Source organism: Nitrobacter sp. MLSD-S21 (genome assembly GCF_058809865.1).
Genome location: NZ_JBXASZ010000003.1, coordinates 356,474 through 368,723 on the forward strand (window position 1 = coordinate 356,474; position 12,250 = coordinate 368,723).

General features: G+C 62.9%; 12 protein-coding genes. 8 read left to right on the plus strand and 4 right to left on the minus strand.

Annotated elements, in window-relative coordinates; genetic code table 11:
- Positions 1-3 precede the first annotated feature (3 nt).
- Both AC1RT6_RS11680 and AC1RT6_RS11685 read right to left on the minus strand, forming a co-directional pair.
- On the minus strand, positions 4-717 hold the full coding sequence (locus AC1RT6_RS11680) for a hypothetical protein (RefSeq protein ID WP_079447695.1): 714 nt from the start codon (positions 715-717) through the stop codon (positions 4-6).
- 144 nt (positions 718-861) lie between these two features.
- Positions 862-1,017 (minus strand): hypothetical protein, encoded by a 156-nt coding sequence (locus AC1RT6_RS11685; protein ID WP_158081542.1) that lies wholly within the window; start codon positions 1,015-1,017, stop codon positions 862-864.
- On the opposite strand from AC1RT6_RS11685, the gene AC1RT6_RS11690 reads away from it, so the two are divergent.
- The 7 genes from AC1RT6_RS11690 to AC1RT6_RS11720 all read left to right on the plus strand — a co-directional run bounded on the left by AC1RT6_RS11690 (position 1,016) and on the right by AC1RT6_RS11720 (position 9,383).
- Positions 1,016-1,765 (plus strand): 16S rRNA (uracil(1498)-N(3))-methyltransferase, encoded by a 750-nt coding sequence (locus AC1RT6_RS11690; RefSeq protein WP_079447696.1) that lies wholly within the window; start codon positions 1,016-1,018, stop codon positions 1,763-1,765. The two genes, AC1RT6_RS11685 and AC1RT6_RS11690, sit on opposite strands and share 2 nt — an antisense overlap.
- 254 nt (positions 1,766-2,019) lie before the next feature.
- Entirely contained in the window at positions 2,020-4,176 is a 2,157-nt protein-coding gene (locus AC1RT6_RS11695; RefSeq protein WP_079447585.1) for a TonB-dependent receptor, read from the plus strand.
- A 209-nt stretch (positions 4,177-4,385) separates the two neighbouring features.
- Positions 4,386-5,561: an ATP phosphoribosyltransferase regulatory subunit gene (locus AC1RT6_RS11700; protein WP_079447697.1), complete on the plus strand. Its 1,176-nt coding sequence runs from the start codon at positions 4,386-4,388 to the stop codon at positions 5,559-5,561.
- Entirely contained in the window at positions 5,558-6,535 is a 978-nt protein-coding gene (gene hisG, locus AC1RT6_RS11705; RefSeq protein ID WP_079447586.1) for an ATP phosphoribosyltransferase, read from the plus strand. The genes AC1RT6_RS11700 and hisG overlap by 4 nt, the downstream gene beginning before the upstream one ends.
- A gap of 84 nt (positions 6,536-6,619) precedes the next feature.
- Positions 6,620-7,666, plus strand: a complete 1,047-nt coding sequence (locus AC1RT6_RS11710) for a glycosyltransferase family 2 protein (protein ID WP_079447587.1) — start codon at positions 6,620-6,622, stop codon at positions 7,664-7,666.
- Positions 7,663-8,508, plus strand: a complete 846-nt coding sequence (locus tag AC1RT6_RS11715; protein ID WP_079447588.1) for a ChbG/HpnK family deacetylase — start codon at positions 7,663-7,665, stop codon at positions 8,506-8,508. Before AC1RT6_RS11710 ends, AC1RT6_RS11715 begins: the two co-directional genes overlap by 4 nt.
- An 89-nt stretch (positions 8,509-8,597) precedes the next feature.
- Positions 8,598-9,383 carry a DUF2076 domain-containing protein gene (locus AC1RT6_RS11720; protein WP_079447589.1) on the plus strand — a complete coding sequence of 262 codons (786 nt, stop codon included), beginning with the start codon at positions 8,598-8,600 and terminating at the stop codon, positions 9,381-9,383.
- A 163-nt stretch (positions 9,384-9,546) separates the two neighbouring features.
- On the opposite strand, the gene AC1RT6_RS11725 is transcribed toward AC1RT6_RS11720, so the two are convergent.
- Positions 9,547-10,326, minus strand: coding sequence for a L,D-transpeptidase (locus AC1RT6_RS11725; RefSeq protein ID WP_079447590.1), 780 nt, complete (start codon positions 10,324-10,326; stop codon positions 9,547-9,549).
- Between the two features lie 296 nt (positions 10,327-10,622).
- Here AC1RT6_RS11725 and AC1RT6_RS11730 point away from each other — a divergent pair, with 296 nt between their 5' ends.
- Positions 10,623-11,408, plus strand: a complete 786-nt coding sequence (locus AC1RT6_RS11730) for a protein phosphatase CheZ (protein WP_079447698.1) — start codon at positions 10,623-10,625, stop codon at positions 11,406-11,408.
- Positions 11,409-11,491: 83 nt separating this feature from the next.
- On the opposite strand, the gene AC1RT6_RS11735 is transcribed toward AC1RT6_RS11730, so the two are convergent.
- Positions 11,492-12,043: a hypothetical protein gene (locus AC1RT6_RS11735; RefSeq protein ID WP_079447591.1), complete on the minus strand. Its 552-nt coding sequence runs from the start codon at positions 12,041-12,043 to the stop codon at positions 11,492-11,494.
- Positions 12,044-12,250: the final 207 nt, after the last annotated feature.

Sequence of the window (12,250 nt, forward strand, 5' to 3'; positions counted from 1 at the left end):
CCGTCATCGTGTGAGAGCGTTGCCGCTCAAGGTATCGAACGTGCTGCCGCCCTTCTTCGGCGTGGTTGCCTCAGGCAATCCGCCGGATGCCGACCCCAGAGCCTCGCTGAGGCTCGGGCCGGCCGGGCCGCGCATCTGCGCCTGCTTCGCCACGTCGCAAACCTTCTGCTCCATCGTCTCGGTCGCCTTGTGGTTGTTGCGCATCTGCGTCCCGACATTATCGGGAATTCCACATCTCCGGGAATTCGTATCGATGAATTTGATCATCTTGGCTTCCGCCTGCGAATACTGCCCGATCAATTTGCAGGCTTCGTCGGGCGGCGCCTTACGGGCGCTGGCGGTCTGGATCAACTTGCCCCGTTTCTCAGCCGCCTCACGCAGCGGCATAAATTCCTTCATGCAATCTTCGCCACCGGGCGGGCCCGCCTGCTGGCGCGCAGGCGCTCCGAAACTACCCACCGGCGCTGCGCCTCCGGACGGAAATGAAGCGGGCGCGCCTGCCGTCGCAGAGGTTCCGTTGACGGGGGGAAACGGCGAGTCCTGAGGCGCAGCAGCGTTCTGCGTGGGCGCCCCGTTAACCGGCGGAAACGCCGGATCGTTGACCGTTCCGGTTGAGCTATTAGGCAATGGCGCCGGAAACGGTGTTTGACCGAGCGCGCCCGTGGTGCCGATAGCGAAAACCGCGAGCGTCAGCGGAACGATCATGCGCAGAATGATCACAGCATTCCTCCGGCAGGGTCAAACGCCCAAGCCAACCTTTACCAACAAACGACCTGCCTTGATGTCCGATTTGTACGATCGCGGCCGATTCCTAACAACCCGACGAATTGGGCGAGAGCGCGACGCTTGGTCGCGCCGCAATCAGCAACGTCCCCAATATCCCACATTTTCCATCGGAATGATGCCGCAGCCCGCATTGTTCAAGGCAAATTGTTCATCGGGTTTGATGGGAACGGAAATCGCTACGCAATTTTCCTCGCCCTGCTCTAGTAAAGTGCTCGCGCAGGATTCATTCATGCCTCATACCGACTTTCGCAGTCCCCGGCTCTATGTCGATGCACCGCTTGCGGCGGGCAACAGAATCCCGCTCAACCGCAATCAGGGTAACTATCTTGGTAACGTCCTGCGCCTTGGGACCGGGACAAACGTTCTGGTCTTCAACGGCCACGACGGCGAGTGGCGCGCAGAAATTTCAGGCCGCAAGCGTCCGGAAAATCTTGAAATCGTCGCCGTGACGAGGAAACAGGACCACCTGCCAGACGTGCGCTACGCGTTCGCGCCGCTGAAACATGCCCGGCTCGACTACATGGTTCAGAAAGCTGTGGAGATGGGGGTCTGCGCACTGCAGCCCCTCCTGACCCGCTTCACGCAGGTCGGGCGCGTCAACGGCGATCGGATGCGCGCCAATGTCATCGAAGCCGCCGAGCAATGCGGCATCCTCAGCCTGGCTGCGGTGGAGGAGCCGGTGTCCCTGGATGGTTGGCTCAGCCGGCGCGCGCCCGAACGCCTGCTGGTATTCTGCGACGAGGCCGCTCTGACGGCAAATCCGGCGCAGACACTGGAGCCGATGCGCGGCGGCGCGCAAGGCATCGACGTTCTGGTCGGTCCCGAAGGCGGCTTCGCTGAAGACGAGCGGGAAAGCCTGCTCAACCAACCCCATACCCTGCGGCTGTCGCTCGGACCGCGCATCCTGCGGGCGGATACCGCCGCGGTTGCCGTCCTCGCCCTTGTCCAGACCGTGCTGGGGGACTGGCAGCCGGAATAAAGGAAAGGGAGCACCGGGTCAGACTCGCGCGACAGATCATCTCAAAAGACAAAGTCAGATTGTTTCGGCCGCCGCCCGTAATGGTCGGCCTATTTCGGCTTTTCCGACTCGACAGTCCCGCCGATGGTCGGAGCAAGCCCCTGCCATGACGTATTCCTGCCTCTCTCGGCTTCCGACCATTTTTTCCACTTGCAAGTGAATTGCATCTGCATCTTATATGCAATTGCAAATTAATCGCAGGAAAAAGTAAAAGTATGCGTGGGGTAGTTTTGGGTGTGGTCGCGGGGATGGTGTGCCTGATCGGCTCCCCAACCATGGAGGCGCGGGCACAAGGGCAGCTGCTGCCCGGAATCACCGTCGACGCGCCGAAGCGCGCCAAACGCCGCGTCCGCGTCGCCGTTCGGCGCGTCACTCGAACGCGGACGCCAGTGCAGGCGCCGACGCCGCTCCCCGCCGTGCCGGAACAACCTCGCGCCGACGTGCCCCTCGCCTCAGCAAGCCTGCTCACGGCGAAGCAGGTGCTGGGGCGCGGCGCCGCTTCGCTCGGCGACACGCTCGGGACCACGCCCGGCGTCTCGGCAACGTCGTTCTCGCCGGTGGCGAGCCGCCCGGTGATCCGAGGCCTCGGCGGTTTCCGGGTGCGAACCCAGGAAAACGGCATCGGCTCCGGCGACATGGCCAATCTCGGGGAAGACCACGCCGTGACGATTGATCCGCTATCGGCACAGAACGTCGAGGTCATTCGCGGTCCCGGCACGTTGCGCTTTGGCTCGCAGGCGACAGGCGGCGTGGTCAGCGCCAGCAACAACCGCATCCCAACGACAATTCCGAAGAACGGCATCGCATTCGAGGCACGCGGCGGCCTCAACAGTGTCAGCACCGGCCGCGACGGCGCGGTACAACTCGATGCCGGCGGCAGCAACGTCGCGATCCATGCCGACGCATACGCCCGGCAGGCCAACGACTATCGTATCCCCGGCGGCATTCAGACCAATTCCAGCTATCGCTCCGATGGCCACGCGGTCGGCGGCTCCTACATTTTCGATCGCGGTTTTGTCGGCATGTCGTTTCAGGATACGGCGATGACCTACTTCATCCCCGGCATCGATTCCGCCAGGGTGAAAAACCACATCGACCTGCGCCAGCAGAAATGGGCGAGTCGCGGCGAGTGGCGCGTGGGAGAAAGCGGCATCGATACGGTGCGCTATTGGCTCGGCTACTCCGACTACAAGCACAACGAGATCAACGGCGTCGGCGCCGCCGCGCTGATCGGTTCGCGATTTAAGAACCAGGAGTTGGAATCCCGCGTCGAGGTCACGCAACTGCCGTTCGCCACCATGCTGGGCGAATTGCGTGGCTCCGGCGGCGTGCAATGGAGCCGGCGCAACTTATCGGTCGCCGGCGCGACCGATCCCCTGCTCGCTCCGGCGCAGAATGCCAATCTCGCCGCCTTCCTGTTCGAGGAATTGCAGGTCACGCGAAGTCTGCGAACGCAGGCAGCGTTGCGCATCGAGCAGACCGAGACCGACGGCACCGGCGCGCGGTTTCCTGCGACATTCCTGCCGCCGCCGAATCAACCCACGGTGTTTCCGGTTGATCGCCGCTTCGTGCCAATGAGCGCCAGCGCGGGGCTGCTCTATGATCTATCGCACGACATCGTCGCGCGCGCCACGTTGCAGCATGTCGAGCGCGCGCCCGATCCCATCGAGCTGTTCTACAAGGGACCGCACGATACGCCGCGCACGTTCGAGATCGGCGATCCGACCATGACGCTGGAAAAGGCGAACACCGTCGAACTCGGTTTCAAGCGCGCACGTGGCGACACCCGTTTCGAACTGTCGATCTATCACACCCGCTATCAGAACTTCATCTTCAAGAACTTCACCGGCGTCCGCTGTAGCGAGAGTTTCGCATCCTGCGGCACGCCGGGCGCGACCTACGACCAGATCATCTATTCGCAGCGCGACGCCCGCTTCACCGGCGGCGAAATCCAGATCGAGCATGACGTGGCGCGGGTGTGGAACGGCGTGTTCGGGGTCGAGGCGCAATACGACATCGTCCACGCGATATTCCTCGACGGCAGTTTCGTGCCGAAGATTCCGCCGCAGCGGCTCGGTGGCGGAGTCTATTATCGCGACGCAAGCTGGACGGCACGCGTCAACTTGCTGCACGCTTTCGCCCAAAAAAACCTCGGCGCGTTTGAAACGCCGACGCCGGGCTATAACCTTCTGAACGCCGAAATCAATCACACGACGACGTTGCCGAACGGCGACTGGCCGGTGACGCTCACCGTCGGCCTAAAGGGCGAGAACCTGCTCAACGACGATATCCGCTTCCACCAGTCCTACAAAAAGGACGAGGTGTTGCAGCCCGGCCGCAACGTACGCCTATTCGCGTCGATGAAATTCTGACGCAAGGCGCCGTCCGTCGCCGTCAACCTTCTCGGCAAATAGCCGGCGGAACGAGGTCGAAACTCACCGCCCGCCGTGCTATGGGCTGCCGCAATGATGTTGACCGGCGGCGCGGCGCCCTTCGCCATGCCATCGATATACGTCGAATTTCAATATGTTAGGCAGGAGGCGCGACACCCGTGGGCGGCGCGCAAGCTTGGACGATGCCGATGACCGACACGCACGCCTTTGGGGCGACCCGAACCGCCTCCCGGGCAGCGGCCCTGCTGTCGTCGTTCATGCAGGCCGGCTATATCAAGGCGGAACCAGCCATCCTTCAACCGGCCGAGCCGTTTTTGGACCTCTCGGGCGAGGATATCCGCAAGAGCCTTTACCTCACGTCCGACTCGGGAGGCGAGGAATTGTGCCTGCGTCCCGACCTCACCATCCCGGTCGCGCGCGACTATCTCGCGTCCAGCAAGGCCGGCAAGCCGGCCGGCTTCTGCTATCTCGGACCCGTGTTTCGCTATCGTGGCGGCCGCTCAAGCGAATTCCCGCAGGCCGGCATCGAATCATTCGGCCGCCAAGACCGCGCCGCCGCCGACGCCGAAATGCTCGCGCTCGGTCTGGAAGCCGTTGCCGCTTTCGGCATCGCCGACGTCGACATCCGTACAGGCGACGTTGCGCTGTTCACCGCGTTAATCGATTCGCTCGACCTTTATCCGGTATGGCGGCGTCGGCTGATGAAGGATTTCAACCGCAAGGTCAGCCTCGCGCTGGATATTGAACGACTGACGCTGGCGTCCGGACCGGGGCACAAGGAATACGAAGGCGTGCTGGCGGCTCTCGCAGGCTCCGATCGCAAGGCGGCCTTAGCGCTGGTGACCGACATGATGTCGATCGCAGGCGCGACCATTGTCGGCGGCCGTTCTTTGGATGAGATCGCCGACCGCTTCCTCGAACAATCCACCCTGAAGAGCGGCGCGCTGCCGCACGAGGCGTTGACGATCATCAAGCGGTTTCTTGCGATATCGGGCGATCCGGATGACGCGCTCGGCCAATTGCGCGCACTCGCCTCAGACGCCGGGCTCGATATTCACCGTGCGATCGATCAAGTCGAAAGCCGTACGGGCTTCATGGCCGCGCGAGGCGTAGAAACTGATAGTATCAGCTTCGCTACCGCCTTCGGCCGCGGCGTCGACTACTACACCGGTTTTGAATTCGAACTGCAGCGCAAGGACCAGGACGACGAGCCACTGGTTGCGGGCGGGCGCTACGACGACCTTATGACGCGACTTGGGGCAGCCGCACCGATCCCGGCGGTCGGCTTCGCGGTCTGGATCGAGGCGTTGACGCGGTCCGCAGACGTATCTTCCGCGAGCCGGATCGGCGGGAGCGCGCAATGACCACGCCACTCGTTCTAGCCGTGCCTTCGAAAGGCCGTTTGCAGGAAAATGCCGAAGCGTTTTTCGCCCGCGCCGGGCTGACGCTCTCGAAACCGCGGGGCGTACGTGACTATCGCGGCACTATCGCCGAGCTCGATAACGTCGAGATCGCCTATCTCTCTGCGAGCGAAATCGCGTCACAACTCGCGCGCGGCCTGGTGCATCTCGGCGTCACCGGCGAAGATCTGATCCGCGAAAGCATCGTCGACGCCGACAAACGCGTGGCGCTGATCAACGGCCTCGGGTTCGGCAGCGCCAACGTGGTTGTCGCCGTGCCGCAGTCCTGGATCGATGTGCGTACCATGGCCGACCTCGACGACGTGACGACCGGGTTTCGCGCCCAGCACAACCGAAGGATGCGGATCGCAACCAAATATATCAACCTGACCCGCGCCTTCTTCGCTTCGCACGGCGTGGTCGATTACCGCATCGTCGAGAGCGCGGGCGCCACCGAAGGCGCGCCCGCGGTCGGCACCGCCGAGATGATCGTCGATATCACGACGACCGGGGCAACGCTCACCGCCAACGGCCTCAGGGTGCTGGACGACGGCGTGATCCTGCGCAGCCAGGCCAATCTGGTCGCGTCACGCGACGCGGACTGGTCCAGCGGTGCACGCGAAACGACGCGGATCATTCTCGACCACATCGCCGCCCGCGCCCGCGCGAGCCAATACCGCGAGGTGCGAACCCGCTTCACCGGCTGCGATACTGCACTCTTCACAGAGGCACATGATCGCTTCGGCGTAGTCTCCCCGTTCGGAGGACCAACATCCTCCGGGATGGTTACGCTGCATTGCCCGCCGGACCGGCTTTACGCGCTCGCCGGTTTTCTAAGGCAACATGGTGCTGAAACGGTGTCGATCGCCTCGCTTGACTATGTGTTCGATCGCGAGAACCCGCTTTTCGCGAAGCTGGAAGCGTTCCTGCGGACGTAGAATCGTGCATTCCGCCCGTTGAAGCGCACGCTGTCACTTACTACCCTACAAACTGGAATGAATTGACCCCGTCGGAACCGACCGATGACTCCAGCTACCAGCCTTCCAGGTCTGCCTGCAGATAAGGCCACCGCATCTGCGCAAGGTCTGTCGATCGTCGTCCCCGTTTACAACGAAGCCGCCGGGCTCCAGCAATTGCACGAACGTCTCAGCGCGCTTGCGGTAAAGCTAAGGCGGCGCTTCGGCCTCGCCTGCGAAGTCGTTTATGTCGATGACGGCAGCGCCGATGACACGCTCGACCTCGCCCGCGCGCTTCCTGCCACCGCGCTGGACGTGCAGGTGGTTTCGCTGTCGCGCAATTTCGGCAAGGAAGCCGCCTTGATGGCGGGCCTGGATCACGCGCAGCGCGGCGCGCTGCTGTTCATGGACGGCGACGGCCAGCATTCGCCCGATCTCGTGGAACGGCTGGTGGATCACTGGATCAACGACGGCTACGACGTCATCTACACCGCGAAGGCGCACCGGACGAACGAGTCGTTGCTGCGGCGGATCGGCGTGCACAGCTTTTATGCGATCATCAACTGGGGCGCGCGCCAGCGGATTCCCGAAGACGCCGGCGATTTTCGCCTGTTGTCGCCTCGTGCCGCTTCGGCGCTGCGCCGGATGCCGGAGCGAAACCGCTTCTTCAAGGGCCTCGCGAGCTGGATCGGTTTCCGTCAGTTCCGCGTCGACTACGAGCCCGACATTCGGACTCACGGCATGACCACCTTCAATGCCGCGCGGCTGCTCGGTCTGTCGATCGAGGGGCTAACATCATTTTCGGTGGCGCCGCTGCGGCTGGCCAGCCTGCTCGGCCTGCTGCTGGCGCTCGCAGCCTTCCTGTTCGGTTTGTCTATCCTCTGGGAAACCTGGGTCGACGGCGAGTCGGTTCCCGGCTATCCGTCATTGTTTGTCGGCATGATGACGATCGGCGGCGTGCAGCTCCTGATGATCGGCATCGTCGGCGAATACATCGGCAAGATTCTCTCGGAACTGAAGGCACGGCCGATCTACGTCGTCGCCGAGCAAAGCATGAAGCAGGCCGAACCCGAGCCGGCCGACGGCGGCCCGCACCGGACCGTCGCCGAATGAGCGGCGATGAACCGCAACGCCGGATTCGGCTGTGCGCAGACGATTACGGAATCAGTCCGGGCGTCAACCGCGCGATCCGCGATCTCATCGAACGGGAGCGTATCAACGCGACGTCGGTGATGGTGGTCGGCACCGCCGCGGGACGCGATGAGGTGGAGGCGCTGAAGGTGGCGTGCGCGCGCCATCCGCATTGCGCGATCGGCCTGCACCTCACTTTAACCGCGCCGTTTCATCCGCTCACCCTGCATTACCGGCCTCTGGATGGCGGGTTGTTTCTCCCGCTCTCGAAGATGCTGCGCGCCAGCCTGTCGCGCCGGCTCGAGCCCGAGATGATTTTCGACGAGGTGACAGCGCAGATCGCGGCGTTTGTGGAACGATTCGGCCGCGCGCCCGAGTATGTCGACGGCCATCAGCATGTGCAGATTTTTCCTCAGGTGCGGGGCGCCTTCCTGACCGCCGTCAAGACCGCCGCACCCGACGCATGGGTGCGGCAGTGTGGCCGCAGCCGACACCCGCTGACGCAACAATTCGCCACGCCGAAGGCGTTGCTCCTGGATCTTTTAAGCGCCGGATTTCGTCGCCATGCCGCGCGTGCCGGCATCCGCTTCAATCCGGCCTTCGCCGGCGCCTATGACTTCGCGCAGTCTGACTTCGCCGCGCTGATGCAGGGATTTCTGAACGGTTTGCCGGATGGTGGTCTGATCATGTGCCACCCCGGCTTCGTCGATGAAATCTTGCTCGCGCTCGATCCCCTCACCGACCAGCGCGAGCGGGAATACGAATTCCTGGCCGGAGATAGCTTCGGGGACATGCTGGTTGCCAACCGGGTGACATTGGGCTGATCTGTCCGCCACGAAAATATTCTCCGGCGGCACTACTTGCGACACAGAATACCACTACATCCCAACAGCCATCTTTTTGGGAGAGCGCCATGACGCCGGAAGAACGACAGTTGGTTGACGACCTCTTCACCCGCCTCGCCAGCGTCGAAAACACGCCGCGCGATCCCGCCGCCGCGGCAGCTATCGCCGAGGGCCTGCGGCGCGCGCCTAACGCGCTTTACACGCTGGTGCAAACGGTTTTGGTGCAGGACGAAGCCCTGAAGCGCGCCGACGAGCGCATTCAGCAGCTTGAGGCCAGCGGAGCCGGCAATCAGGCTGTCTCGGGGGGCGGATTTCTCGACCAGATGCGCGAGACTTTATTCGGCGGCCCCGCGCCGCGCGGCTCGGTCCCGAATGTCCCCCCAGCGCCTTCTGGCCGCCCGGCCTGGAATACCGGTGAGGCGTTGCAGCAAACCGGACAAGCCGGACGCTTTGATCAGGGAGCCGGCCATTCGCCCTATGGCACGCCGCCTCCGCAAGCGGGCGGCGGCTCGTTTCTCGGAACGGCGGCGGCCGCCGCCGCGGGAGCCGTGGGCGGCGGTCTGCTTCTCAATAGCATCCGCTCCATGATGGGCGGCGGCGAAGCCCGTGCCAGCAGCTTCGGCGATTCCGGCAGCCTCGGCAGGTCGTCCAACCCGTCGGGCGGCGCCGGCGATCAATCAGGAAGCAATCTGGCACGCGATGCCGGTGTGAACGACCTCGGATCGCAACGGCACGGCAACCCATCGCAGACTGGCTCACTCGACCAAGACCATGACCATGATCATGATCAGGACGATATCGATGCCGAAGACTTCGACGATTTCGATGACTTCGACGAAGGAGAGGACACCTGACGTCTCCGGTCCTCAACAGCACAACGGCTGGAGCGTTTTCGAGCGAAGTGGATACCGGTTCGTGTGAAGAAAACGCGTCAGATCAAATCTGAGAGCCCCGCTTCTGATTCCGTCAGAAACGGGGCTCTAGGCGGCCGTTGTCATCTGGGAAGATGATCGGGCGTCAGATCACAACCACTCTGACGCCAATGCGAACCCGATCATAGAGATCGATGACGTCCTGGTTGCGCATCCGGATGCAGCCGGACGATACGTTGGTGCCGATTGTCCACGGCTCGTTGGAACCGTGGATGCGGTAGAGCGATGAGCCGAGATACATCGCGCGAGCGCCAAGCGGGTTCTGGGGGCCGCCCTCCATGTGGCGAGGAAGATCGGGGCGGCGCTTCAGCATCTCTGCAGGCGGGGTCCAGGCGGGCCATTCCTTCTTCGCTGATACCGTCTTGACGCCCGCCCACAGAAAACCGGGCTTGCCGACGCCAACTCCGTAGCGAAGCGCCGTGCCGCCGCCTTGCACGAGGTAAAGGAACTTGCTCGACGTATCGATGATGATGGTGCCGGCGGCTTCCTTGCCGTGATATTCGACGAGCTGCCTCTCGAATTTCGGATCGAATGCGGGATGAGCGGCCTCGCTCGCGTCCTGCTGCAGCATGATCTGCTGCGGTTGCGGCGCATAGAGCGGGCGCGAATCATAGCGCTGTTGCGGATAATGCGATCCCTGTTGCTGGACATCTCCAAACAGCGACTCGATGAAGCCGCCGCCCATGTTGGGCCGCTCGGCATATGCAAGGCGCTGCTCGGACGGCTGCGGCGTGGATTGATCGGCGTAGACGGCGGTCGGCTGGGTGAAGAACCTGGCCTGTGGGTCTCTTGCAAAAGCCTGCTGGATCCCGAGGCCGGCAAGCGACACGCCCGCAAGGAGCGCGAAGGATATGTGTCTGAACATCGACGTACTCTGCACTGTTTTGCCGTGGATGGTCGCTGGGAGTCACGTCAATGGCGCATCCCTCCCGCACAGCGATTAAGAATTAAAACCGCGTCGGTTTGGTAAACGGAACGGCGGCTTGATTCACCACGCCGTCGATATGACGGGGTTCTTTCCCGTAGCGTTTATTTTCCATGAACGAAAACGCTCTGCGCGCTGCGGATTCGTGCGGATTCGTCGCGAACAGTTCCCGCATGAACCGGGCGTTAAAACACGCCGGTGTAAAAGGCAATCGAGTCCAAAAGCCGGGGAATATGATGGCTGTTCAACGCAAGCGCTTCCGCGTCGAGGAAATCCTGAACGGCGGCACGCCGGTTATTACAGCCGTCGTCGACGATGCGCCAATGCCGGTGCATCGTGAAATCATGGCGGAGTTGCGGGCGATCCGCCAACAGATGGGAGCTCCGAGCCTCGACGGCCCGGACGAAGCGGCCGGAGCGGCCAATGACGGGACCACCAGCCGCGAGGTCGCCGAAGCACAAATGCTGCTGCAAACCTATCGCGCACAAATCGAGCAATGCGAAAAGCTCAAGACCGAACTTGATCTGATCTACGACGCCATCAGCCGCACCAAGCAGGAAATCGCGGTTCTACATGGCAAGAGTTTCAGCGGCGACGAGATGGCGAAGGTGACCGACGAGCTTGGCGCCGTGGTAGGAGGTACCGAGCAAGCGACCCAACACATCCTGGAGGCGGCTGAAGCGATCGATCAGTCGGCCAGCGCGCTGTCGAAGGCGGCGTCGCCGGAGCAGGCTCGGTTGCTGAGCGAGGAAATCCAGGAGCGCGTGATCTCGATTTTCGAGGCATGCAATTTCCAGGATCTCACCGGCCAGCGCATTGCCAAGGTGATGAGCACGATGAAGTTCATCGAGCATCATATCAATGTCATGATGGATATCTGGGGCGGTGTGGACGCCATCCGTGCCCATGCTCCACCGATCGTCGACGATCGCGTCGGCGATGCGAAGCTGCTGAACGGTCCGAAGCTCGAAGGCGACGAGGGACACGCTTCCCAGGACGACATCGACGCGCTGTTCGGTTAGCCTCAGGAAGCGTCACATCCCTCATTGAGAATGCCCGGCCGTCGCGCCGGGCATTTGGTTTGAATCGATCGCGCGTAGCCCGGCTAATGGGCCTGTGGCTTTGCCGCCGTGTGGCGGGGGGCCGACGCGGCCGCAGGCGTACAGCGGATATAAACCATGTTGCCGTAGCGGGTCGCCGCATCCGGGTCGATGAAGCGCGTGATGAGCACGTGGCCGTCGAAGGAGACGATCTCGCGATCTTTTGGACCGCCGGGGGGGCCTTCCGGCCCGATGTAGTTCTTGCCACTCTGGCTACCCTTAAGCCGCAACTCCTGCGGCGTCGCCTCGTCGGCAAGATGCATGATGACGCCGCCATTGCCGCCTGCGCTGATCACGTAAGGATTTTTGCACTGCGCCCTGGCCGCGGCCTCGGTCCGAGACCGGTCGTTCGGATTTTGATAGGACGCAAGACCCCACCGTCCGACCAGTTCCTCGGCACGGACCGTGGCCGGGATCTCGGGCTCGACGGGCGGCGGGGGCGCCGGCTGCGGCGACAGTCCGATCGAGCCGAACGACCCGCATCCGCCGAGAAACACCGCCAGGGCCGCGGCCGCCCCAAGGTTCAAAGCCGCGCGTCCGCCGTCTGATTTGACCATTGTAAATACCCCGACCGAATTTCCGACCGCTGTGCCCCCAGCAGCCGGACCTAAAAAATGAGATCGCAGCACCCGCACTCGCCAAGGCGGAGAAGCTACGACATGCTTGCGTCTATCCTACACGCCCTCACCAACGGCTTAAGAGGCTTGCTTGACAGCATGGCTGCCAAGCCATATCCCCGCCCACGAATAGCACTCTCGGAATAT